This is a genomic window from uncultured Clostridium sp. (genome assembly GCF_910588715.1).
GTDB lineage: Bacteria > Bacillota > Clostridia > Clostridiales > Clostridiaceae > Clostridium.
Map to the genome: position 1 here is coordinate 17,262 of NZ_CAJURG010000013.1, position 23,276 is coordinate 40,537.

The window sequence follows — 23,276 nt, forward strand, 5'->3', positions numbered from 1 at the left end:
TAATTATTTTATAAAAGTATATATAATATAACTGAGGGAAGGGGGTGAAGTCCTAAAATAGGGCTTTATATGAAAAAAATATGTATTTTTAATCAAAAAGGTGGAGTAGGAAAAACTACTACTAATATTAATTTATGTGCTTATTTAGCAATGGAAGGGTATAAGGTATTAACAATAGATATTGATCCACAAGGAAATACAACAAGTGGATTTGGAATAGATAAAAGAGATTTAGAATATTCTATGTATGATGTACTTACAGCAAATGTTCCGTTAAAAGATGTTATTATAAAAAGTGAATTAATTACTAACCTATACATAGCACCATCAACAATGGAGTTAGCAGGTGCAGAGGTAGAAATAATTGAAGTAAAAGATAGAGAGACTATACTGCTAAGAGAAATTACATCTATACAAGATGAATATGATTTTATATTTATAGATTGTCCACCTTCATTAGGTGTATTAACAATTAATGCTTTAACAGCTGCTGATTCTGTATTAATACCTATACAATGTGAATTTTATGCTTTAGAAGGGGTAGGACAGTTGATAAATACTATACAATTAGTAAAAAAATCATTAAATAAATCATTAAATATAGAAGGTGTAGTAATGACTATGTATGATTATAGAACTAATTTAAGTAATGAAGTATATGGAGAAGCAAAAAAATTCTTTAATGATAAAGTATATAAAACGACTATTGCTAGAAATATAAGATTAGCAGAAGCACCGAGTTTTGGTTTACCAATTATGCTTTATGATGAAAAATGCAAGGGTGCAGATGCGTATAAACGTTTTGCTAAAGAATTTTTAAGTAAGCAATAGGAGAGATAAACAGATGAGTAAAAAATTTGGATTAGGAAAAGGCCTAAATGCTCTTATACCCGAAGAAACTATTTTGGGTACATTGGACAACAAATTGGAAAAAACTAATGAAAAAGAAAAAGGCTCTATATTAATAGATATTAATTTAATTAAGAATAATGAAGATCAACCAAGAAAATCTTTTGATGATGAAAAGATTTTAGAGTTATCAGAATCTATTAAAGGTAATGGAATAATACAACCCTTAATATTAAGAAAAGTTGATGATGAATATGTTATTGTTGCTGGAGAGAGAAGATGGAGAGCAGCTAAATTAATTGGGCTTAAAGAAGTACCAGCAATAATAATGAATTTAACTGAAAAGCAGATTTTAGAAATATCATTAATTGAAAATATTCAAAGAGAAGATTTAAACTCTATTGAAGAAGCATTAGCTTATAAAAAACTAATAAGTGATTTTAATTTAACACAAGAAGAATTAAGTAAAAGAATAGGAAAATCACGTGTTACAATAACTAATACTTTAAGATTATTAAATCTTAGTGAGGGTGTTCAACAGTATATTATTGAAGGTGTAATATCAGAAGGACATGGTAGAGCTTTATTAGGAATAAATGATAGTAAGCTTCAATGTGAGTTAGCACAAAATGTTATTGATGATAAATTATCTGTAAGAGAGTTAGAAGTATTAATAAGAAAGTTAAAAAGTAGTCCTACAAGAGAAAAGGCAAAGTCAACTAATGAGATTAATCCATATTATAAGGATATAACATATAAACTAGAAAATTATTTTGGAACTAAAGTTAATATTACAAATAAAAATAATAAGGGTAAAATAGAGATTGAATACTATTCTGAAGAGGATTTACAAAGAATATTAGAAATAATTAATTTATAAAGTGTTTCACGTGAAACATTTGAAGGGAAGTAATATAAATGGATAGCATAATAAATTTTATCAATGAATATTCAATCTTCGTAATAATTGGGTTATCAGTAATAACATTATTACTTTTTATAATTACAATAATATTATTAGTATCTGTAAAAAAATTAGAGAGTAAATATCAAAAAATGATGTGCGGCGTTGACAATAAGAATTTAGAACAGGTTATTGAGGATAATTTAGGAAATGTTGAAAAAGCATTAAATAGATCACAAGAAGCAATTGATGAATGTAAAAATATTTCTGAAGAATTAAAAGGATGTATAAATAAGGTTTCTATAATTAGATATAAGGCTTTTGAAGATATAGGTAGTGATTTAAGCTTCTCAATTGCAATATTAGATTCTTATAATGATGGTGTTATTATAACTGGAATATATTCAAGACATGATAGTACTACATATGCTAAACCAATAGATAAGGGAAGATCAAAGTACGATTTGTCAGAAGAGGAACTAAAAGTTTTAAACGATGCAATTAATTCTAAGAGCTAAATTATAAAAGGTAGTTGTTTTAACAGCTACCTTTTATAATTTTTAACTTTTAATATTAATACTTAATCATAGGAAACTAAGTGATTATTAGATAAGATTTTGTTAACAAAAAGATCTATAGCATTAGAAATACAATCAGCTAAAGACATTACAATAAATAGCCTAGTATTTTGTAACATCATAAAATCTAAATTTCCAGATATGTTAACCACACCTTTTATATTCATTTCACCAACTTCAGGTAAATTTTTTTCTAATGCTAAACCAGGATGTAGGGGGGAATCTTCAACGAATACTTTTCCTATATTTTGAACATTTCCAAGAGAAGCATCTATTCCAATAATAAAGGGATTTATAAAATTAGATTTAATTTTATTTAGAACCTCAGCTAAATTAATTGAATGAACAGGATATTCTAATGAACCATATATATAAATATTTTTTCTTTTAATATTTTTAAGTTTATATCCTATTAATGGTCCTAATGAATCTCCAGTAGCTCGGTCTGTACCAATGCATAGGAATATTATTGGTCTATTTTCTAAAAATATATCTTTAAGTTTAATATATAAATATTCCCCTAATTCGTTTGAGGAGTTAGGGGAAAGTGAATCTATGTAAAAACAATCATCCATGTTAAAACCTCCTTATTGGAAGTATCGACAAGAATTTAACAACTTATTCAAAAGGGAAACTATTTACTTATAAATTGAATTTATCTTATTTAGAGAGTCTATAGTGTATTTAATTTCTTCTACTGTATTAAAATAACCTAAACTAAGCCTAACAGTTCCATTAGGGAAAGTACCTATAGTTTTATGGGCAAGGGGAGCACAATGCAATCCGCTTCTATTGTTAATATTGAAGTCTGATTCTAAAATATAAGATAATTCACTAACATCTAATTTAGAGTGAGTTATTGATATACAAGAAGTAGAATATTTCTTATCTAAGACACCACTTATTTTATAGTTAGGCATATTAAGAATTCCAGCTATTAAATAAGATCTTAAATAGCTATTATGTTCGTAGATTGTATTTAAGCCTTCAGATTCTATAAATTTTATTGCTTCATAGAGCCCTACTATTCCAGGAAGATTTAAAGTTCCAGATTCAAATTTATCAGGTAAAAAGTCAGGCTGTATTAAAGAATGAGATAAACTTCCTGTACCACCAAGAACTAATGGATTACATATTTCATTTAATTTATCATCAATAATAAAGCCTCCTATTCCTTGAGGTCCTAATAAACTTTTATGACCAGTAAAGGCTAAAGCATTTAATGATAATTCCTTAAAATTTATATCAAGTATACCAGCACTTTGAGCACTATCTAATATGAAAAATATGCCATGTTTTTTGCATACTTCACCTATTTCTTTAATTGGTTGAATAGAGCCTGTAACATTTGAAGCATGAGTAATAACAATTAGTTTTGTATTAGGTTTAATTAAATTTTTTATATTATTTACATCTATTATTCCAAGAGCATTAGCTTGAACAATATCTAAATCTATATCTAATATATTTTTTAAGTTATATAATGGTCTAATAACTGAATTATGTTCCATAGAAGAAGTAATTACATGATCACCAGATTTTATTATTCCGTTTAATAAAATATTCAATGATGAAGTTATATTATTTGTAAATATTACATTCTCTGGTTTGTCGTAATTAAAAAAATTACAAATTTTTTCTCGAGCTATATATACTGATCTATTTGCTTCTAAAGCATTAGAATGATTTGATCTTCCAGGATTTCCTCCTATATTTGTTAAATAATTATAAATTGAATCTGATACGATTTTGGGCTTGGGAAACGATGTGCTTCCATTATCTAAATATACTTTCATTGTTTACTCCTTTATTTTTATATATTAAAAATGTTGTTTCTTATATTATAATAAAATAAATAAGTAAAATTGCAATAAACCTTTAGAAAAATATGTAATTTTATAATGCTAGTGTTTATTAAAAATTTAAAATATATATAATATAATTATTATATATATTTTAAGGAGGAAATTAAAAATGAATTATTTTATTATAGTATTTAAAAATACTCATGATGCAATGTCTGCAGAACAAAAGTTAGGTAAATTAAACTATAAGTTTAGAATAATGCCTACACCAACTTTAATTACTCAAAGTTGTGGTATTTGCATTAGAATAGAGGAAGAGGAAAAATTAAACCAAATAATTAATGATAATATAATTGATTTTAAAAACGTATATAAAAGAGAAGAATCTACCTATATACTAATTAAGTAAAAAGAGGAATCATTATATGTATGGATTTATTAATTTAGATAGTATAAGTAAAAGCATATTTGATTTCTTTAGCAAGAGAATAAACTTGGAAGCTATAGTTGAAAAAATTATATCTATTATATTCATATCAATTATAATGTATTTTTCAATAAAAGTAGGAAATAATCTTATAAAAAAGTTTGTTGATAGACAAGTTGCTAGCAAAGCTAGTTTTTCTTTACAACCTCAAAAAGCATTAACTATAGGAGAAGTGTTAAAAAGTGTTCTAAAGTACACAGTATATATAATAGGTATAGGTAGTATGTTATATGATATTTTAGCTAAAATACCTGTTGCCTTAGTGAGTGCAGGGGGATTTGCAATAGGTCTTGGTGCTCAAAGTTTAGTAAAAGATATTATTAATGGTTTTTTTATATTATTTGAGGATCAGTATGGGGTTGGAGACCATGTAACTATTGGTCAATATTCTGGAATTGTAGAAAGTATTGGTATAAGGACAACTATTTTAAGAGATTTTACAGGTGATTTGCATTTAGTGCCTAATGGTTCAGTTCTTGAAGTTACAAATCATTCAAGAGGTGATATAAGATTTATAGTTGATGTTGAAATAGCTTATGAAGAGAATGTTGATTCGGCAATAGAAGTTATCAAGAAAACTAATGAATTATTTGAGGAAAAGCATAAAAGTAAATTGAGAGGTGAAATTGAAGTATTAGGAGTTCTTTCATTAAATGCTTCAGGAATAACTATTAGGATTATAGGTAGAGCAGAACCATTAAGTCAATGGGAAATGGAAAGAGAGTTAAGAAAAGATATAAAATTAGCCTTAGATAGAGAAGGAATAGAAATTCCTTATCCAAAGACACAAATTATAAATAAAAATAATAGTTAAGGGGAATAAATATGATTCAAACATTTGATTTAGGGGATATTGTTGAAATGAAAAAGCAACATCCTTGTGGAAGTAAGGAATTTGAAGTAATAAGATTAGGTGCTGATATTAAAATAAAGTGTATTGGATGTGGTAGAATAATTATGATACCACGCATTAAATTCCAAAAAGATACGAAAAAGGTTGTTAAGTCCAATAATTGAAATAAAAATACTTGAAAAGAGTAAAATAAAGTGATAAAATTTAAAACTGTAATCCCTGCTACAGTAAATTGTAGCCGTTAGTCCAAAGGAGGTGAAAATGATGAGAAAGTACGAAACTATATTTATATTACACCCATCATTAGATGAAGAGGCTGTTAAGGCTGGAATCGAAAAATTCCAAGGTGTTATAGAAAACGGTGGAGGAAAAGTTGAAAATGTTGATTTCTGGGGTAAGAGAAAGCTTGCTTATGAAATAAACAAAGTTAACGAAGGTTACTATACTTTAATTAACTTCGAAGCTACTCCTGAATTACCAAAAGAGTTAGACAGAGTTTTCAGAATTACTGATGGTGTTATAAGACACATAATCGTTAAAAACGAAGCGTAAGAGGTGTATTGAAATGAATAAAGTTATACTTATTGGTAGACTTACTAAAGATCCAGAATTAAGATATGCAGCTGGTAGCGGTACTGCAGTTTGTAGATTTACTGTTGCTATTAATAGACAATTTAAAAAAGATGAAACAGACTTTATAAATTGTGTAGCATTTGGAAAAACTGGAGAAACAATTACACAATATCTTACAAAGGGTAGACAAATTGCTGTTACTGGAAGTATAAGAACAGGTAGTTATGATGCACAAGATGGAACTAAAAGATATACTACTGATGTAGCTGTAGAAAGTTTTGAGTTCATAGGTTCTAATTTTGGCGAAGGTAACAATAATTCATACTCAAGAAATTCTGATAACGCATGGGGTGCTCCAACTGAAAGTCCAGATATGGGATTTGGAGATATGACTCCAGTTGATGATGGTGATATGCCATTTTAAAAAAGTCTAATTATTTTATAAGGAGGGAACATCATGAGAGAAATGAAAAGATCTGGAAAAATGAGAAGATCTAAGAGAAAAGTATGTGCTTTCTGTGTAGATAAAGCTGAATCAATAGATTACAAAGATATCAACAAGCTAAGAAAGTTTGTTACAGAAAGAGGTAAGATTCTTCCAAGAAGAATCTCTGGTACTTGCGCTAAGCATCAAAGACAATTAACAGATGCTATCAAGAGATCAAGAAACATAGCTTTATTACCATTCACAACTGAATAGTAATAACTTTATTAGCCCCTGATTTTCAGGGGCTTTTATTTTTATATCTTAAAATAATTACATAATTTGTAATTTAAGCCCCTATTTAGTTGCATTAACAAAGAAAAATAATTAAAATAAAGATACAAGGTATTGAATAGAGGTGAGAATTTGGTGAAGAAAAAAGAAGAGCTAAATATTATGGCTAATATTAAAATTATAGAAGAACTTAAGGCTAGTTTGATATGTATTATAGGAGAATTTTTTTCTCTTTTAACAAGGGGAACAAATATAGCTAAAGATTCTATATTAAACTGTATAGCCGGAGCAATTTTAATTTTATATGTATTAGCACAAAAGCTGGGATATAGTTGTAGCGAAGTAGATGATGAAATGAGGAAAAAATTAAAGTTGGGAATAGCTGAAGAGCATGAATATGAAAAAGAAGGAAAGAGTTTAACGAAACTTCAAAATCATATTAAAGGACGTTATTAATATAAAATTTAGGAGGCTTTTATGAAAAAAAAGCTCAAAAGGTATAGCAAACTATTAATATCAGTTGCAATTACTATTTTAATAATAGTACTTTATTATAATAAAGTTTTTTATTTAGCAAGTATAATTTTAATATTATATGCAACAATTAATATATATTTAAATATTAACAGAGAACTATATGATGAAAAGGTTAATACTTTAACTACAAAGATTAAAGCGAATATAAATGACAATATTTCTAATATGTCATATCCACTAGCTTTAATTAATAATGAGGGTAATATACTTTGGGCTAATAATAGATTAAAAGAAGAATTAAATTTATTAGATTTACAAGAGCAAAATATACTTAGTATAGGTAGAAATCTTGACTTGCAAAAATTGTTAAAGTGTGATAAAGATTTACGACAAAGAGTAAAAATAAAAGATGCTTTTTATAACATATATGCTAATAACATAAGCAATGAAAATGAAACATATGTAAAACAAAAATATATGGTATATTTTAACGAAGTAAGCAATTTAAGAGATTTATATTTAACTAAAGAAAGTATAATGTTAATAGAAGTAGATAATTTATCAGAGGCATTAGATGTAACTGACGAAGCAAATAGACCAATGTTAGCAGCAGAGGTAGAGAAAACTATAAATTCCTATAGTAAAAAATTAAAGTCTATGATTATTAAATATGATTATAATAAATATTGTTTATCTGTAAAAGATAAATATATTAATGATGAAATTAATTGTAAGTTTAGCATATTAGACGAAATATCAAATATTGATAGGGGTAATAAGCTTGAAGTTACTTTAAGCATTGGAGTAGGTAGGGGTGGGGATAACTCACAAGAAAACTATAATAATGCAATTACTGCTAGGGAGTTAGCTCTAGGTAGGGGTGGAGATCAAGTAGTTGTTAAAGATAATGAAAAAATAAATTTCTTTGGTGGAAATACTCGTGAACTTGAAAAAAGAACGAGGGTTAGGGCTAGAATAATAGCACAAGCTTTAAGAGAGCTGATTTTTGAGAGTAGTAACATACTTATAATGGGGCATAAGAACCCAGATATGGATGCTTTCGGTTCAGCGGTTGGCTTATGGTCAGCTATAAGGCAACTGGGGAAAAATTGTAATATTATAATTGATAATGATGTTAACGCAATTGATTATTATATGAATAAACTTAAAAAAGATGGCAAATATGATAATTTATTAATTTCTAGTTCTGAAGCTGAAAAGACAATAAATGATAAAACGTTATTAATAATTGTTGATGTTCATAATAAAGGATATGTAAATAATTTAAGTATAGTTGAAAAAATTAATAGAAAAATAATTATAGACCATCATAGAAGAAGTCCTGACATAATAGAAGGTGCTCTATTAAATTATATAGAAGTTTATGCATCTTCTACATCTGAACTTGTAACTGAACTAATACAGTATATGTTGCAAAAACCAAAGATATCTAAAATTGAAGCGGAGGGACTTTTAGGTGGAATTTTTATGGATACTAAGGGATTCCAATTTAAATCAGGAGTGAGAACTTTTGATGCAGCAGCTTTTTTAAGGTCTTTAGGTGCAGATACTATAGAAGTTAAAAAGATGTTTACTGATAGTTTAGAAGATTATTTATTAATTTCAGAAACTATTAAGAGTGCTGAGGTTTATGGTAATTTAGCTATAGCTATTTGTCCTAGCAAAGCAAATAATACTGTAATTGTTGCACGAGCTGCTGATGAACTTTTAGGTATATCTGGAATTAATGTATGCTTTGTTTTATGTGAAATAAACAATGCCATTACTATAAGTGGTAGATCAACAGGTGACGTTAATGTTCAAGTTATATTAGAAGAGCTTGGAGGCGGAGGTCATATGAATATGGCTGGTGCAAAAGTAAATGAAACAATGGATAAAACAGTATATATGTTAAAAGAAGCAATAAAGAAGCATTTAGAGCTTAAAGAATAAAAAGTTAAAGGATAGGTGTATAATATGAAGGTAATTTTATTACAAGACGTTAAGAAAATGGGAAAAAAAGGTGATGTTATTGAAGCGTCAGATGGATATGCAAGAAACTATTTATTTCCTAGAAAATTAGCAGAAGAAGCAACAGCAAATGCGTTACATGTTGTTAATGCGAAAAAAGAAAATGAAAGAAGAAAGAAACTTGCTGAGTTAGAAGCAGCACAAAAATTAGCTGCTGAATTAAAAGGTAAGGAAGTTACTATAGATGCTAAGGCAGGGGATAATGGAAGATTATTTGGAGCAATAACTAATAAGGACATAGCTGAAGTTATTAACAATAAATTTAATTTATCAATAGATAAAAAGAAAGTTGTTGTTAACACTATAAAGGTTGCTGGTCAATATGAAGTAGAAATAAAATTATATCCAGAAGTATCTACAAAGATGAAAGTTATTATTGTTCCTAAGCAATAAGGAGGAGTAACATTGAATTTATATAAAGAAGGTCTTAACTTAGAAGGAATTTTAACAAGTGACTTACCAATAGAAGCAAAAGTTAATGTATTATTTGATGTTCTTAAAAATGTTTTAGACGAGGGTGCTATTAGAGCTAGAACAGTAAGATTTAAGCTTCAAAAACATGTTAACTCAACAGATGTAAATGAAAGAATATATGCTTTAAATGTTATAGCATCTGATGGAAATGGGGCAAAGGTTGTCCCAACAGATGAAACAGCTAATGAGGTTTTAGAAGATGTTATCTATTGGATATCAGAAAATATAGCTAAAAAATATGTTCAAAATAAAATAGAATCAGAAGTAGAAAGAGCTTTAGTTGAAAGACAAGATAAGTTTATGGATGAACTTAAATTGTCTATAATTAAAAAACAAAAAGGTAAAGAAAATAAAAAGACTACAGCAAAGTTAGAAAGGTTAGAAAAATTAGACGCAAAGCAGATTAATAAAAATGTAATGTCACTTTTAAGACCTGAAAACTTTGGTGAAATAGTTGGGCAAGAGAGAGCTGTAAGATCATTAATATCAAAAATGTCTTCACCCTATCCTCAACATATAATACTTTATGGGCCACCAGGAGTAGGAAAAACTTCAGCAGCGAGATTAGCATTAGAATCTGCTAAGAAATTAAGATTTACACCTTTTGATGAAGATTCAAAGTTTGTTGAAGTTGATGGAACTACATTAAGATGGGATCCAAGAGAAATTACAAATCCTTTATTAGGTTCAGTTCATGATCCTATATATCAAGGAAGTAAGAGAGATTTAGCAGAAGTTGGAGTACCAGAGCCAAAGACCGGATTAGTTACTGAAGCTCATGGAGGAGTATTATTTATTGATGAAATCGGTGAATTAGACGATATTCTTCAAAATAAGTTATTAAAGGTTTTAGAAGATAAGAGAGTGGAATTCTCATCCTCTTATTACGATCCAGATGATGAAAATATTCCTGAATATATAAGATATTTATTTGAAAAGGGAGCACCAGCTGATTTTGTTTTAATAGGTGCAACTACAAAGGATCCAAGTCAAATAAATCCAGCATTAAGATCTAGATGTACAGAAGTGTATTTTGAACCTCTATCATCTAAAGATATAGAAGGTATAGTTAATAATGCATCTGAGAAATTAAATGTAGAATTAGAAGATGGAGTTGGAAAATTAATAAGCCAATATACTATAGAAGGTAGAAAGGCTGTAAATATATTATCTGATGCATATGGATATTCATTATTTAATACAAGTGAAGATGAAGAGAATAATAAAATAACTTTAAAAGATGTTGAAGAGGTTATTTCTATAGGAAGATATTCTCCATTTGAAAGATTAGATAATTTGGATAATTATGAAATAGGTCATGTATATGGACTAGGAGTAAGTGGGTTTTTAGGTTCTACAATAGAAATAGAATCAACAGTATTCCCAGCAAAGAAAAAAGGACATGGAACTATTAAGTTTAATGATACGGCAGGTTCTATGGCAAAAGATTCTGTATTTAATGCTGCATCTGTAATTAGAAAAATCACAGATAAGGATATAAAGGATTATGATGTTCATGTTAATGTAATTGGTGGAGGACAAATTGATGGTCCATCAGCAGGAGCTGCTATTACAGTTTGTATAATAAGTGCTCTTACAGAAAGAGCAATTCGTCAGGATGTTGCTATAACAGGGGAAATTTCTTTAAGAGGAAAAGTTAAGCCTGTTGGGGGAATATTTGAAAAAATATATGGAGCAAGAAGAAAAGGAATTAAACTTGTTGCTATCCCTAAGGATAATGAAAAAGAAGTTCCTCTAGGACTTGAAGATATTGAAGTTAAATCTATAAGTCATATAGAGGAACTAATGGAGATAGTATTTGAGAAGTAATGTATAAATTAAGCTTCCTTTAAATAGGAAGCTTAATTTTATTATGTGAAGAAATAAATTTATTATACAAATTGAGATAGTAAATTAAATTCATTTTGATATAATAGGTTATAGACACAAAAAAGCAGAAATTTTAATAAAAAATTGGGAGGCGGATTATTTATGGAAGCACCTATGATGAGAAGTTTACCACAAAGCATAGAAGCAGAGCAGTCCGTTATAGGGGCAATGATAATAGATAAAAGTGCCATTGCTCAAGTTTTAGAAAAGCTAAATGAAGAAGATTTTTATAGAGATGGACACAAAGTTATATATAGAGCCATAAGAGAAATGTATGCTAAGGATATGGCTGTAGATTTAGTAACTATATTAGAGTACTTAAAAACTACTGATATGTTAGATAAATCTGGTGGAGTTACTTATATATCAGAATTAAGTGCATCTGTTCCTACAACAGCTAATTTAAGTTCATATATAAAAATAGTAGAAGAAAAATCTACCTTAAGAAAACTAATAAAAGCATCTACTTCTATTATTGAGGAAAGTTATAATAATGGTGGAGATGTTGAAAAGGTAATAGATTTAGCTCAAAAAAAGGTATTTGATATAGCCGAAAAGAGAGATACTAAAGAATATGAATTACTTTCTAATGTTCTTGAAAGAGGATTTTTAGAAATTGAAAGATTATTTAATAATAGAGGAGCAATAACTGGTGTTGGATCTGGTATTAAGGATTTAGATGCTAAAACATCAGGGTTTCAAAAAGGTGATATGGTGCTTATTGCTGCAAGGCCATCTATGGGAAAAACAACATTTTCATTAAATATAGCAGAAAATGCAGCATTAAAAGAAGGTAAAAGCGTTGTTATATTTTCTTTAGAAATGTCTAAGGAGCAATTAGCATATAAACTTTTATGTTCACAAGCTAATGTAGATATGTTAAAACTTAGAACAGGTAATTTAGAAGATGATGACTGGGAAAGAATCGCAAGAGCCACAGGACCTTTAGCAAAAGCTAAAATATATATAGATGATACCGCAGGTATTAGTGTTATGGATATGAGGTCTAAGTGTAGAAAAATAAAGATGGAACATGGTGTTGATATGATACTTATTGACTACTTACAACTTATGTCAGGTAGTTCAGGTAGTGATAATAGACAACAAGAAGTTTCTGAAATATCAAGATCTATTAAAGCTTTAGCAAAGGAAATGGAGTGTCCAGTAATTGCATTATCACAATTGTCTCGTGCTCCAGAGCAAAGAGCTGATCATAGACCTATGTTATCAGATTTAAGAGAGTCCGGTTCAATTGAGCAGGATGCCGACGTTGTTATGTTTTTATACAGAGATGAATATTATAATAAAGAAACAGAAGAAAAGGGAATAGGTGAATGTATTATAGCTAAACAAAGAAATGGCCCGGTTGGAACAGTTAAGATGGCTTGGATTGGGGCACACTCTAAGTTTGCTGATTTGGATTTAGTACATAGAGAATAATTAAATAATTTAAATTGTTGTGGGGTGTTGTATGAATAGAAAAATTGGCATTATAGGTTGTGGAAATATGGGAAGGGCTATGCTTAGTGCATTACTTAAATCTAGTGATATAAGTAATGATGATATAATAGTTTCTACAAAGAGAGAAAATTCGGCTGAAAAAATAAGAAATGATTTCAAGGTAAAAACAACATTAGTAAATTCTGAAGTAGCTGAAAAATCTAATATTTTGTTTTTAGCTGTTAAACCGCATTTTTTTAAAGAAGTTATAGAAGAAATAAAGGATAAGATTAATAATGACACTATTATTATTTCTATAGCTGCTGGGATCACAATATCACAAATAGAAGAATGGTTTGGAAAAGATATTAAACTTGTTAGGAGTATGCCTAATACACCAGCATTAGTTGGAGAAGGTATGTCAGCAATTTGTCCAAATAAAAATATAACTTCAGATGAATTAAATTATGTAGGTAAACTATATAATTCTTTTGGAAAATATGAAATACTTGAAGAAAAAGATTTCCATGCATTTATAGCTTTATGTGGCTCATCTCCAGCTTATGTTTTTATGTTTATAGAAGCAATGGCAGATGCAGGTGTTAAGTTGGGTATACCTAGGGCTAAAGCATATAAGTTAGTTGAACAAAGTGTATTAGGTTCTGCTAAATTAGCATTAGAAACAGGAAAACACCCTGGAGTATTAAAGGATGAAGTTTGTTCACCTTCTGGAACAACAATTGATGCTGTAATAGACCTTGAAAGAAACGGACTTAGAAGTACTGTTATAAGTGCAGTTGAAAAATGTGCAGAAAAATCTAAAAACATGTAATACTATGAATAATTAAAATTTAACTAAATAACGATTAAACTCTTAATACTATAAACTGAGAGTGGTAGCACTTGACGATGGGAAGCAAAATAAATAAAATATATTTTATTAAGGGAGAACTATTTTATTACTTGAGTAAACTTTTAAAATCTTTTATATTGATCATTAATATTAAAGTTTTATAATATGAGAGTAGTTTACAATATATAAATATTAAGATAATGAATATAATTTCAAAAAAATGTAATAATTAAAATATAAAATTCTATGAAGAGAAGAGTACTTATTCAATAGTATTTTACAGCGAGTAGGGGTAGAGTGTAAGCCTTATAAAATTCTGAATAAGGAAAAGGAACTTGGAGAAGCTTACTTGAATATAAAAAGTTTATATAAAGGTATGCCGTTAACTGCGTTAAAGTTTTAAGTGAACTAATTTTTTAGTTAAATTGAGTGGTACCGCGGAAATATTCCGTCTCTTTGTATGAAAGGAGACGGATTTTTTATATTTTAATAGAGAAATCAGGAGGTAAAGTTATGAAATTATTTATTGATGAAATAAATGAAGTAGTTAAAAATGCTTTTGAAGAGTTAGGATACGCAAAGGAAACAGGAAAGGTTAATGTATCAAATAGACCTGATTTATGCCAATATCAATGTAATGGAGCTTTAGCAAATGCTAAAAAGCATAAAAAAGCACCTATGATAATAGCTAATGAAGTTGTTGAAAAATTAAAGGAAAATAAAATGTTTTCTAAATTAGAAGCTGTTGCACCTGGGTTTATTAACATAAATATTAATGATGAATTCTTAGCTATGTATATCAATGATATGAATAAAGATGAGAATTTTGGAGTTTCAAAGACTACAGAAATCAAAAAAATAGTTGTTGATTATGGTGGTGCAAATGTTGCTAAACCACTACATATTGGACACTTAAGATCAGCAATAATCGGTGAAAGTATAAAAAGAATTGCAAAATTCTTAGGACATGATGTTGTTGGAGATGTTCATTTAGGAGACTGGGGTCTTCAAATGGGAATGGTAATATCTGAAGTTGAAAGAAGAAATCCTTCTTTACCGTACTTTGACGAAAGCTTTACTGGGGAATATCCTAAAGAAGCACCATTTACAATAGATGAACTTGAAGATATATATCCATATGCAAGTAAGCTTGCCAAGAGCGATGAGAAGGTAATGGAAGCTGCAAAACAAGCTACTGTTGAGCTTCAACAAGGTAGAAGAGGATACGTTGCTTTATGGAAACATATATTAAATGTTTCAGTTACTGACTTAAAGAAAAACTATGGAGCATTAGATGTTGATTTTGAATTATGGAACGGTGAAAGTGATGCTCAAAAATTTATTCCAGAGATGATAGAAGAGTTAAAAGAAAAAGGGTTTGCAAAAGAAAGTGAAGGTGCTTTAGTTTTTGATGTAAGTGAAGAAACTGATAAGAGTCCAGTTCCACCATTATTATTATTAAAATCAGATGGAGCATCCTTATATGGAACTACTGATTTAGCTACAGTTGTAGAAAGAATCAGAGATATGAAAGCTGATGAAATAATCTACTTAGCAGATAAGAGACAAGGACTTCACTATGAGCAATTCTTTAGAGCTGCTAAAAAGTCAGGAATAGCAAAGGAAGACACTATTTTAGATTTTATAGGATTTGGTACTATGAATGGAAAAGATGGAAAGCCATTTAAAACTCGTGAAGGTGGAGTAATGAGACTTGCAGACTTAATAAGCATGATTAAAGAAGCTGGTAAGGAAAAACTTAAGGATAATAAAAATGTCTCAGAAGATGATGTTGAAGAAATTTCTTCAAAGGTTGGTTTAGCTGCATTGAAATATGGAGATTTATCAAATCAAGCATCTAAGGATTATGTATTTGATATAGATAGATTTGCTTCTTTTGAAGGAAATACAGGGCCATATATTTTATATACTATAGTAAGAATTAAATCTATTTTAAATAAATCAGAAGGATTTAATATAGAAAATAAGATTTTAGAGCCAAAAAGCGAAGCTGAAAGAGGGCTAATGCTTCAATTATCTAAGTTTAATGAAGTTATAGAATTAAGCTTTAGAGATAGAGCACCTCATAAGATTTGTGAATTTATATATGAATTATCTAATAATTTTAATAAGTTCTACAATGATACAAGAATATTGTCTGAAGAAGATGAAGTTAAAAAAGCATCTTGGTTAAGTTTAATAAATCTTGTTAAAAATGTTTTAGAACAAGGATTAGACTTATTAGGTATGGAAAGTGTAGAAAGAATGTAATTTAAAATATAACCTATAAATTAAATTGCTAAAAGGTAATTTAATTTATAGGTTTTTTTGTACTTTAAATAATTTTCTTTTATTTAAGTATGTTTTTATAAAATTAATTATTTTTTAGCTTCTTTACTTCATCAATGATTTCATAAGTACAAAAAAGCATAGTAAAAACAATTATTGTTACCATGACAATTCCTATGGAATTATTTGTAGCTCCTAAAAATTCGAATAACATAACAAATATAAAAATAATAAGAAATGATAATAATAGAGATTTTAATATATTTTTTTATTAATCATAGGTGTTTCTTTCTTCCTAAATTAAATTTAATCTTAATTTTAAAAATATTTTTATCAATATTTATTGCCTATAAAAATATAATATATTGATTAATATATCCAGGGGGACAATTATGTATAAAGTTGAAATAAAAGACTTAGGAGAAAATAATGCAAGTCTTTCAAAGATAATAAAACATATAAATTATAGAGAGTTATATGAATTAGTCAAACCTTACATCAAAGAAGAACATTTATCATTTTCACTTCCTAATGACTGTACAGATGGAAGAGAATGGGGAAATATATATTCAAAGGACAAGGTTATTGGAGAGATATTAATAACTTTTATAGAGCAATAAGAAAAATACTACATCACAATTTATTGAATTTAATTGGGATGTAGTATTTTTTAGTTTTTATATAGTTGCAACATTACTTTTAATTGCAGCTTCTTTAACAGCTTCTGCAACTTTATTTTGAACATCTAAATTGAATGCTTTTGGAATAATATAATTAGGGTTAAGTTCTTCATCTGAAACAGAATTAGCAATTGCAAAAGCAGCAGCTATTTTCATTTCTTCATTTATTTCAGTTGCTCTAACATCTAAAGCTCCTCTAAATATTCCAGGGAAAGCTAAAACGTTATTTATTTGATTAGGAAAATCTGAACGTCCAGTACCAATTACTTTAGCTCCAGCTTCTTTTGCATCATCAGGGAATATTTCAGGTGTTGGATTTGCCATAGCAAATATAATAGAATCATGATTCATAGATTTAACCATTTCTTTAGATACTATATTAGGAGCTGAAACTCCTATGAATACATCAGCATTTTTAATAACATCTTTTAATATTCCAGACTCGTTATTAGGGTTAGTAATTTGAGATAATTCTTCAAAATATTTATTTGAGTAAGTTGTATTTCTATTTAAGGCACCATCTCTATCGCAAACAATTATATTTTTAGCACCAAAAGATAATAAGAGTTTAGTTATTGCAGTTCCAGCAGCTCCAGCACCATTAACAACTATTTTTAAATCTTCAATATTTTTATTAACTATCTTTAAGGCATTTATTAAACCAGATAAAACTATAATGGCAGTTCCATGTTGATCGTCATGGAAAACTGGTATATTTAATTTTTCTTTTAATTTTTTTTCTATTTCAAAGCATCTAGGAGCTGAGATATCTTCTAAATTTATTCCTCCTAAAGTAGGGGCAATTCTAATTACGGTTTCAACTATTTCATCGACTTTTTTAGTATCAAGGACTATAGGAAAAGCATCTACATCAGCAAATTCTTTAAATAATATAGATTTACCTTCCATAACAGGTAAAGAGGCTAGTGGGCCAATATCTCCAAGACCTAAAACAGCAGTACCATCAGAGATAACAGCTACAGTATTCCATTTGCGAGTATATAAGTAAGCTGTAGATGGATTTTTATGTATCTCTCTACACGGCTCAGCAACACCAGGAGTATAAGCAAGTGATAAATCTTTTTCGTTAGTTATTTTAACTCTTGAAGATATTTCTAACTTACCTTTTAATTCTTCGTGAAATTTTAATGATTCTTTATATATATTCATATTAAGACTCCTCTTCAAAATTATATTTACAATAATATTATACGAATTATATATTAATAAAGCAAAAAATTATTCGTTTGGATATTGAAATTTTACAATTACTTTGATACCATGTTATATGGGATTATGATGTAATATAATCTATTAATATGTCTTAAAAGGAGGCAGTTAAATGTCAGCATTTATTGTTTTAGGAGCTCAATGGGGAGATGAAGGTAAAGGAAAAATGACAGACTACTTAGCTGAAGAAGCAAACGTAGTTGTTAGATATCAAGGTGGTAATAATGCAGGTCATACCGTAGAGGTTGGAGATAAGCAATATAAACTTCACTTAATACCATCAGGTATATTACATGATGAAAAGCTTAATGTAATAGGAAATGGTGTAGTTGTAGATCCTATGGCTTTCTTTTCAGAAATTGATTACTTAAGAGAAGAGGGAGTAAAGGTAACTCCAGAAAAGTTAATAGTTAGTGATAGAGCACATGTTATTATGCCATACCATAAGGTTTTAGATAAATTAAAAGAAAAAGCTAGAGGTAAAAATGATATAGGTACAACAGGAAAAGGAATAGGTCCTTGTTATACTGATAAGTTTGAAAGATGTGGTATAAGAGTTTGTGATCTTATAGATAAGGAAGTATTTAAAGAAAAGCTTATGGCTAATATTGAAATGAAGAACAAGTATATTGTTAATGTTCTTGGTGGAGAAGAGTTAAGCTTTGATGAAATATATGAAGAATATTCTAAGTACGGTGAAAAATTAAAACCATTTGTAAAAGATACATCAGTAAGGGTTTATGATGAAATCAAAAAGGATAAAACAGTTTTATTTGAAGGTGCACAAGGAATGTTATTAGACATTGACTATGGAACATATCCATATGTAACATCATCAAATACAACAGCAGGGGGAGTATCTAATGGTGTTGGTATAGGACCAAATATGATTACTAATGCTGTTGGTATAGCTAAATCATATACTACAAGAGTAGGTAAAGGACCATTTCCAACTGAATTAGAAAATGAAACTGGAGAATGGATAAGACAAAAAGGTCATGAATATGGAGTAACTACTGGTAGATCTAGAAGATGTGGTTGGCTTGACATAGTTATATTAAAAACTTCAGTTAGAGTTAGTGGATTAACTTCATTAGCTGTAACAAAAATTGATACATTAGCTGGATTAGATAAAGTCAAGATGTGTATTGGATATAAGTTCAATGATGAAATTATAGACTATTTCCCAGCTAGCTTAGAAGATTTAGCTAAATGTGAGCCTATATATGAAGAATTTGATGGATGGGATGAAAGCGTAGCAAAAGCAAGAAGCTATGAAGATTTACATCCAAACGCAAGAAAGTATTTAGAAAGAATTGAAGAATTAACTGAAACTAGAATTTCTATAGTATCAGTTGGTCCAAGAAGAGACCAAACTATGAGAGTTAAACCTCTATAGTATAATTTTTAAGCCATATAAAAATATTTTTATATGGCTTTTTACTATTTGTATAATATTTATTTATAGTGTGCAAAATATTAATAAGTAATATTATGAGAGGGGCACATTATGATTAATAAATACACAAGTTTATGCGAGATAATGGCGGAAAATCCTATGACAGCAAACATATTAATGAGCTATGGAATACCAGCATATGCAATTATAGAAAATCAATCTTTATCATTAGATGAAATGATGGCAAAGTACGATATTGATTCTAGTTCTGTTGTAAATCAAATTAATAATGGATTAGTAAATTTATATTAGTATCTCTTAAATAATTATTATAAGTTTTTAATAATAATCTTTAATTTGTATAAATTGAGAGTAGTTCATTAATTATAAGACAGAAGATAAGTTTACTTGAATTTGGTATATATTTGATATAAAATATTTTTATTAAATAATTTTATGAAAGCTAAGGTGATTAAGAATGATTACTAAAGATATGACAATTGGAGAAGTAATAAAAATAAGTGATAGCAAAGCTGATATATTAATGAGCTTTGGAATGGGATGTGTTGGATGTCCATCTGCACAAGCTGAAACTGTTGAAGAAGCTGCATATATTCATGGAATAAATTTAGAAGAATTATTAGAAGCTTTAAACAAATAGAAAAAATATTAGAACCCATTATAGTGGGTTCTTTTTAATAAATAAAAAAGGTGGGAAATACAAAGTGGGAATAATTAAAGAAAAAGAGTATGAGGTGCATTATTATGAAACTAATTATAGATTAGAATGTAAGATGTCATCCATAATTAATTATTTTTGTGATATAGGAACTAAACAATCAGAAGAATTAGGCGTTGGAATTAATTATTTAATGGAAAAAAGGTTATCTTGGGTTTTTTATAAATACGATATAAACGTAAAAAGATACCCTAAGTATGGTGAAAAAATAAAAGTAGTTACAATGGCTAAAAGTTTTAAAAAGTTTTATGCTTCAAGAGCTTATGAAATTTATGATGAAAATAATGAAAAAATAGTTGAGGGAGAAGGAATTTTCTTATTAATAAATATAGATAGAAGAAGAGCAGTAAGAATTCCAGAAGATCAATACATAGTATATGGAGTAGATCCTGAAAATTGTCCAGATATAAAGGTAAATAAACTTGAAAAATTAAAAGAAGAAATGAATAAAAATCATTTTAAAGTTAGATATGGTGATATAGATTCTAATATGCACGTAAATAATGTTAGATATGTTGAATGGGCAGTTGAGTCACTTCCACTAGATATTGTATTAAATTATGAACTTAAAGAATTAAGTGTTATTTTTGAAAAAGAATGTAGACATGGAGCCGAAATAACTGCTTCATATGAAATAAAAGAAGCTGAAGATGGGTTAATAATACTTCATAAAATCGTTGATAATGATGGTAGGGAATTAACGGTATTAACTAGTAAGTGGAAAAAATAAAATAAAGTTAATTAAAAAGGTAAAGGTATTATATAAATAGTCTTATATAAAATTTATAATTAAAATTTTATATAATAAAAAAATGGGTGTACTCATATTTAAATTTAATATGAGTAACACCTTTTTTATTAGTTAATTTTATTTGTTTTCAGCAATTGAAGTTGCAACTGTATATCCTGAGCTCCAAGCCCATTGAAGATTAAACCCACCACAATCTCCATGAACATCTAATATTTCACCACAAAAATAAAGATTAGGAACTAATTTAGATTCTAACGTATCTGAATAAACATCTTTAGTATCAATACCTCCAACAGTAACTTGAGCTTGATTAAAGTCATTAGTACCAGTACAAGTAAACTTCCAAGATTTTAAAGTATTTATTATCTTAGCTTTTTCTTGCCATGAAAGTTCATAGCATGGCATTTGGAGGTTAGTTATACTACATTCTTTTAATAAAACAGGAATTATTTTTTTATGTATAACACCAGTAAGAGCATTCATTATAGGTCTATGGCTAAGAATTGCAAAATGACATTCTAAAAAATTTTCTAATTCTTCTTTTGAATAGTTAGGTAATAAATCTACTACAATTTCAGTTTTCTTTTTTTTAAATGTATTTTGTGATGCTAATGCTGAAACTTGAAGAATAGGAGGACCTGATATTCCATAGTCAGTAAATAATATTTCTCCAAAATCTTTTTTAACAATTTCATTATTAACTATAAGTGTTACATAACCATCAAATTTAACTCCAGATAAAGCCTTTAGGTGGGGATAATCTAATTTTAATTGAACTATTCCTGGAACTAATGATGTTATGGAATGTCCAAGGCTCTTAGCAAGATTATATCCACTTCCATCAGAGCCTGTTTTAGGAGCTGTTTTTCCTCCACAAGCTAAAATGATTTTATTAGCTGTGAATAACTTATATTCATCATTGGTTGTGGATAACTTAAATTTTTTACCCCTGTGGATATCTTTTATTTTGCAGTTTGTGTATAACGGTATATTTCTATCTTCAATAGCCATTTTTAAAATATCCACAACAGAAGAGGCTTGAAGAGACTGTGGATAAAGTTTTCCTGTTTTTAATTCTACAATTGGAAGACCTAGAGATAGAAAGAAATTTTTTGTATCTTCAAGTGGAAGTTTATCTAAGGCAGTAAATTGAAAATTAGAGTTTGAACTATGGTAGTTAATAAAAGGTGGTTTTATACAAGTGTTTGATATGTTACATCTACCATTACCAGTAGTTAAAATCTTTTTACCAATTCTATCAGTACCTTCAACAATTGCAACATCTATTCCAAAATCCTTAGCAGTAATAGCTGCAATTAAACCGGAGGCTCCACCGCCAACAATTATTAAATCATGATACATTTTTAAACACTCCTTTCATAAATATCATTAATTTTTTAATTAAATATATCTTAATATTTAGGAGTATGTTCTGCAATAACAAATTTTCTTAGTAATATAACAAATGAAATTAAGGAATACTATTTAAAGAGGTGATATTTATGAAGGTTAAGATAATTAATTCGAGTTCGGGAGACTATGAAAGAGAATTTAAATTAAGAAGAATGAATTATAATCAAGTAGTTGTTAACTATCCAGGTGAAAAGGGAATAAAGGTATTTCAAAAAGAAGAAGTAGAATTTATAACAGAAACTGAGGTTGATGAATTTTTAATAAATTATAGTGATTTTTTAAAGATTAAATTAAATAGAGGAATATCAGTTGCATTATATAAAGGAATTTTAGATTCATTAGAAAATCAATTAAAAATTAATTTTAAAGGTTTAAATTTATTAAAAGATAAATATGCAGTAAATAAAAGAGGAATATGGGAAAAAGAAATTTTATGTACAATTAATGATAACATTCCTATAAAAATAACAGCTGATGGGCAAAATTTTAAAAAGAGTGGATTTAATATAACTATTGATGAAATACCAAAAGAAGAATTTTTAGAAATTTGTGCTTTTGAAATAAAAAAAATAAATAAAGATATTAAAGAAAAAGAATATTTATTAGCGAGATATGGAGAAGCAATTGAAAAAACTAAAACTCCAGAAAACCTAGTAAAAATGCTGGTTTAACTTAATTGAATAAAACATAATAAAAAATATATAAAAATTTTTTAAAAAAAGTGTTGACACTATATATATTTTTAGGTATTATAGGTAATGTGCTCGGGAGAGTGCAGCAGGAAATAAAAAAGCCTAGGCCCCTTGGTCAAGCGGTCAAGACACCACCCTTTCACGGTGGTAA

The 23,276-nt window shown here is 28.1% G+C and carries 26 protein-coding genes and 1 other annotated feature; of the genes, 22 read left to right on the plus strand and 4 right to left on the minus strand.

The features are described 5' to 3' along the window. Window positions 1–69: 69 nt before the first annotated feature. Genes QZ321_RS11655 through QZ321_RS11665 form a run of 3 tightly spaced genes read left to right on the plus strand, consistent with a single transcriptional unit; the run spans window position 70 to window position 2,271 of the window. Window positions 70–831 (plus strand): AAA family ATPase, encoded by a 762-nt coding sequence (locus QZ321_RS11655; RefSeq protein ID WP_290455234.1) that lies wholly within the window; start codon window positions 70–72, stop codon window positions 829–831. Between the two features lie 13 nt (window positions 832–844). Beyond that, window positions 845–1,729: a ParB/RepB/Spo0J family partition protein gene (locus QZ321_RS11660; RefSeq protein WP_290455233.1), complete on the plus strand. Its 885-nt coding sequence runs from the start codon at window positions 845–847 to the stop codon at window positions 1,727–1,729. 38 nt (window positions 1,730–1,767) lie between these two features. Beyond that, complete coding sequence (locus QZ321_RS11665; protein ID WP_290455232.1) at window positions 1,768–2,271, plus strand: DUF4446 family protein; 504 nt, start codon at window positions 1,768–1,770, stop codon at window positions 2,269–2,271. A 62-nt stretch (window positions 2,272–2,333) separates the two neighbouring features. Here QZ321_RS11665 and yyaC read toward each other — a convergent pair whose 3' ends face one another. Both yyaC and QZ321_RS11675 read right to left on the minus strand, forming a co-directional pair. Next, the gene (gene yyaC / locus QZ321_RS11670; RefSeq protein ID WP_290455231.1) at window positions 2,334–2,906 is read right to left on the minus strand and encodes a spore protease YyaC; all 573 of its coding nucleotides are present in this window, start codon (window positions 2,904–2,906) and stop codon (window positions 2,334–2,336) included. Between the two features lie 63 nt (window positions 2,907–2,969). Further along, a complete protein-coding gene (locus QZ321_RS11675) occupies window positions 2,970–4,127 on the minus strand; it encodes an aminotransferase class V-fold PLP-dependent enzyme (RefSeq protein ID WP_290455230.1) in 1,158 nt (385 codons plus the stop codon). Window positions 4,128–4,305: 178 nt separating this feature from the next. Between QZ321_RS11675 and QZ321_RS11680 the strand changes: the two genes are divergently transcribed. The 14 genes from QZ321_RS11680 (at window position 4,306) to QZ321_RS11745 (ending at window position 16,841) form a co-directional block, all read left to right on the plus strand. Beyond that, complete coding sequence (locus tag QZ321_RS11680) at window positions 4,306–4,545, plus strand: DUF3343 domain-containing protein (protein ID WP_290455229.1); 240 nt, start codon at window positions 4,306–4,308, stop codon at window positions 4,543–4,545. A 16-nt stretch (window positions 4,546–4,561) separates the two neighbouring features. Beyond that, window positions 4,562–5,437 (plus strand): mechanosensitive ion channel family protein, encoded by an 876-nt coding sequence (locus QZ321_RS11685; RefSeq protein WP_290455228.1) that lies wholly within the window; start codon window positions 4,562–4,564, stop codon window positions 5,435–5,437. Window positions 5,438–5,448: 11 nt separating this feature from the next. Beyond that, window positions 5,449–5,640, plus strand: a complete 192-nt coding sequence (locus tag QZ321_RS11690; RefSeq protein WP_291749189.1) for a DUF951 domain-containing protein — start codon at window positions 5,449–5,451, stop codon at window positions 5,638–5,640. Between the two features lie 100 nt (window positions 5,641–5,740). Further along, window positions 5,741–6,028 (plus strand): 30S ribosomal protein S6, encoded by a 288-nt coding sequence (rpsF, locus tag QZ321_RS11695; RefSeq protein ID WP_290455252.1) that lies wholly within the window; start codon window positions 5,741–5,743, stop codon window positions 6,026–6,028. A 13-nt stretch (window positions 6,029–6,041) separates the two neighbouring features. Beyond that, the gene (gene ssb / locus QZ321_RS11700; protein ID WP_290455226.1) at window positions 6,042–6,473 is read left to right on the plus strand and encodes a single-stranded DNA-binding protein; all 432 of its coding nucleotides are present in this window, start codon (window positions 6,042–6,044) and stop codon (window positions 6,471–6,473) included. A gap of 33 nt (window positions 6,474–6,506) precedes the next feature. Beyond that, complete coding sequence (gene rpsR, locus QZ321_RS11705; protein ID WP_005209834.1) at window positions 6,507–6,749, plus strand: 30S ribosomal protein S18; 243 nt, start codon at window positions 6,507–6,509, stop codon at window positions 6,747–6,749. Window positions 6,750–6,929: 180 nt separating this feature from the next. Continuing rightward, entirely contained in the window at window positions 6,930–7,223 is a 294-nt protein-coding gene (locus QZ321_RS11710) for a MazG-like family protein (RefSeq protein WP_290455251.1), read from the plus strand. 21 nt (window positions 7,224–7,244) lie between these two features. Beyond that, window positions 7,245–9,197 (plus strand): DHH family phosphoesterase, encoded by a 1,953-nt coding sequence (locus QZ321_RS11715; RefSeq protein WP_290455225.1) that lies wholly within the window; start codon window positions 7,245–7,247, stop codon window positions 9,195–9,197. Between the two features lie 24 nt (window positions 9,198–9,221). Then, the gene (gene rplI / locus QZ321_RS11720) at window positions 9,222–9,668 is read left to right on the plus strand and encodes a 50S ribosomal protein L9 (RefSeq protein WP_290455224.1); all 447 of its coding nucleotides are present in this window, start codon (window positions 9,222–9,224) and stop codon (window positions 9,666–9,668) included. Window positions 9,669–9,680: 12 nt separating this feature from the next. Continuing rightward, on the plus strand, window positions 9,681–11,579 hold the full coding sequence (lonC, locus tag QZ321_RS11725) for a Lon family ATP-dependent protease (protein WP_291741031.1): 1,899 nt from the start codon (window positions 9,681–9,683) through the stop codon (window positions 11,577–11,579). A 162-nt stretch (window positions 11,580–11,741) separates the two neighbouring features. Next, complete coding sequence (locus QZ321_RS11730; protein WP_291741033.1) at window positions 11,742–13,079, plus strand: replicative DNA helicase; 1,338 nt, start codon at window positions 11,742–11,744, stop codon at window positions 13,077–13,079. 31 nt (window positions 13,080–13,110) lie between these two features. Further along, window positions 13,111–13,911 carry a pyrroline-5-carboxylate reductase gene (proC, locus tag QZ321_RS11735; RefSeq protein WP_291741035.1) on the plus strand — a complete coding sequence of 267 codons (801 nt, stop codon included), beginning with the start codon at window positions 13,111–13,113 and terminating at the stop codon, window positions 13,909–13,911. 258 nt (window positions 13,912–14,169) lie between these two features. Next, window positions 14,170–14,391 (plus strand) — a binding site (T-box leader). Window positions 14,392–14,445: 54 nt separating this feature from the next. Next, window positions 14,446–16,203, plus strand: a complete 1,758-nt coding sequence (gene argS / locus QZ321_RS11740) for an arginine--tRNA ligase (RefSeq protein WP_291749193.1) — start codon at window positions 14,446–14,448, stop codon at window positions 16,201–16,203. A 410-nt stretch (window positions 16,204–16,613) separates the two neighbouring features. Then, window positions 16,614–16,841, plus strand: a complete 228-nt coding sequence (locus tag QZ321_RS11745) for a hypothetical protein (RefSeq protein WP_291741038.1) — start codon at window positions 16,614–16,616, stop codon at window positions 16,839–16,841. Window positions 16,842–16,898: 57 nt separating this feature from the next. Here QZ321_RS11745 and QZ321_RS11750 read toward each other — a convergent pair whose 3' ends face one another. After that, window positions 16,899–18,071: a malic enzyme-like NAD(P)-binding protein gene (locus tag QZ321_RS11750; RefSeq protein ID WP_290455217.1), complete on the minus strand. Its 1,173-nt coding sequence runs from the start codon at window positions 18,069–18,071 to the stop codon at window positions 16,899–16,901. Between the two features lie 172 nt (window positions 18,072–18,243). On the opposite strand from QZ321_RS11750, the gene QZ321_RS11755 reads away from it, so the two are divergent. The 4 genes from QZ321_RS11755 (at window position 18,244) to QZ321_RS11770 (ending at window position 20,999) form a co-directional block, all read left to right on the plus strand. Then, on the plus strand, window positions 18,244–19,530 hold the full coding sequence (locus QZ321_RS11755; RefSeq protein ID WP_290455216.1) for an adenylosuccinate synthase: 1,287 nt from the start codon (window positions 18,244–18,246) through the stop codon (window positions 19,528–19,530). 111 nt (window positions 19,531–19,641) lie between these two features. Next, window positions 19,642–19,842 carry a hypothetical protein gene (locus tag QZ321_RS11760; RefSeq protein WP_290455215.1) on the plus strand — a complete coding sequence of 67 codons (201 nt, stop codon included), beginning with the start codon at window positions 19,642–19,644 and terminating at the stop codon, window positions 19,840–19,842. 166 nt (window positions 19,843–20,008) lie between these two features. Then, window positions 20,009–20,191 carry a DUF1858 domain-containing protein gene (locus QZ321_RS11765; protein WP_291749197.1) on the plus strand — a complete coding sequence of 61 codons (183 nt, stop codon included), beginning with the start codon at window positions 20,009–20,011 and terminating at the stop codon, window positions 20,189–20,191. Window positions 20,192–20,255: 64 nt separating this feature from the next. Further along, the gene (locus QZ321_RS11770) at window positions 20,256–20,999 is read left to right on the plus strand and encodes an acyl-ACP thioesterase domain-containing protein (RefSeq protein WP_291749200.1); all 744 of its coding nucleotides are present in this window, start codon (window positions 20,256–20,258) and stop codon (window positions 20,997–20,999) included. Between the two features lie 138 nt (window positions 21,000–21,137). Here the strand turns inward: QZ321_RS11770 and QZ321_RS11775 are convergent, their stop codons facing one another. Then, the gene (locus tag QZ321_RS11775; protein ID WP_291749203.1) at window positions 21,138–22,382 is read right to left on the minus strand and encodes an NAD(P)/FAD-dependent oxidoreductase; all 1,245 of its coding nucleotides are present in this window, start codon (window positions 22,380–22,382) and stop codon (window positions 21,138–21,140) included. Between the two features lie 140 nt (window positions 22,383–22,522). Here QZ321_RS11775 and QZ321_RS11780 point away from each other — a divergent pair, with 140 nt between their 5' ends. Continuing rightward, complete coding sequence (locus QZ321_RS11780) at window positions 22,523–23,104, plus strand: hypothetical protein (RefSeq protein WP_291749206.1); 582 nt, start codon at window positions 22,523–22,525, stop codon at window positions 23,102–23,104. Window positions 23,105–23,276 lie beyond the last annotated feature (172 nt).

Coding starts and splice junctions, on each gene's coding strand:
- QZ321_RS11655 (WP_290455234.1), top strand. CDS start 70: ATGAAAAAAATATGTATTTTTAATCAAAAAGGTGGAGTAGGAAAAACT.
- QZ321_RS11665 (WP_290455232.1), top strand. CDS start 1,768: ATGGATAGCATAATAAATTTTATCAATGAATATTCAATCTTCGTAATA.
- QZ321_RS11760 (WP_290455215.1), top strand. CDS start 19,642: ATGATTAATAAATACACAAGTTTATGCGAGATAATGGCGGAAAATCCT.
- QZ321_RS11745 (WP_291741038.1), top strand. CDS start 16,614: ATGTATAAAGTTGAAATAAAAGACTTAGGAGAAAATAATGCAAGTCTT.
- ssb (WP_290455226.1), top strand. CDS start 6,042: ATGAATAAAGTTATACTTATTGGTAGACTTACTAAAGATCCAGAATTA.
- QZ321_RS11750 (WP_290455217.1), bottom strand. CDS start 18,071: ATGAATATATATAAAGAATCATTAAAATTTCACGAAGAATTAAAAGGT.
- QZ321_RS11780 (WP_291749206.1), top strand. CDS start 22,523: ATGAAGGTTAAGATAATTAATTCGAGTTCGGGAGACTATGAAAGAGAA.
- QZ321_RS11755 (WP_290455216.1), top strand. CDS start 18,244: ATGTCAGCATTTATTGTTTTAGGAGCTCAATGGGGAGATGAAGGTAAA.
- QZ321_RS11730 (WP_291741033.1), top strand. CDS start 11,742: ATGGAAGCACCTATGATGAGAAGTTTACCACAAAGCATAGAAGCAGAG.
- rpsF (WP_290455252.1), top strand. CDS start 5,741: ATGAGAAAGTACGAAACTATATTTATATTACACCCATCATTAGATGAA.
- QZ321_RS11660 (WP_290455233.1), top strand. CDS start 845: ATGAGTAAAAAATTTGGATTAGGAAAAGGCCTAAATGCTCTTATACCC.
- QZ321_RS11715 (WP_290455225.1), top strand. CDS start 7,245: ATGAAAAAAAAGCTCAAAAGGTATAGCAAACTATTAATATCAGTTGCA.
- argS (WP_291749193.1), top strand. CDS start 14,446: ATGAAATTATTTATTGATGAAATAAATGAAGTAGTTAAAAATGCTTTT.
- rpsR (WP_005209834.1), top strand. CDS start 6,507: ATGAGAGAAATGAAAAGATCTGGAAAAATGAGAAGATCTAAGAGAAAA.
- QZ321_RS11680 (WP_290455229.1), top strand. CDS start 4,306: ATGAATTATTTTATTATAGTATTTAAAAATACTCATGATGCAATGTCT.
- QZ321_RS11775 (WP_291749203.1), bottom strand. CDS start 22,382: ATGTATCATGATTTAATAATTGTTGGCGGTGGAGCCTCCGGTTTAATT.
- QZ321_RS11675 (WP_290455230.1), bottom strand. CDS start 4,127: ATGAAAGTATATTTAGATAATGGAAGCACATCGTTTCCCAAGCCCAAA.
- QZ321_RS11765 (WP_291749197.1), top strand. CDS start 20,009: ATGATTACTAAAGATATGACAATTGGAGAAGTAATAAAAATAAGTGAT.
- QZ321_RS11710 (WP_290455251.1), top strand. CDS start 6,930: ATGGCTAATATTAAAATTATAGAAGAACTTAAGGCTAGTTTGATATGT.
- QZ321_RS11685 (WP_290455228.1), top strand. CDS start 4,562: ATGTATGGATTTATTAATTTAGATAGTATAAGTAAAAGCATATTTGAT.
- yyaC (WP_290455231.1), bottom strand. CDS start 2,906: ATGGATGATTGTTTTTACATAGATTCACTTTCCCCTAACTCCTCAAAC.
- QZ321_RS11690 (WP_291749189.1), top strand. CDS start 5,449: ATGATTCAAACATTTGATTTAGGGGATATTGTTGAAATGAAAAAGCAA.
- rplI (WP_290455224.1), top strand. CDS start 9,222: ATGAAGGTAATTTTATTACAAGACGTTAAGAAAATGGGAAAAAAAGGT.
- proC (WP_291741035.1), top strand. CDS start 13,111: ATGAATAGAAAAATTGGCATTATAGGTTGTGGAAATATGGGAAGGGCT.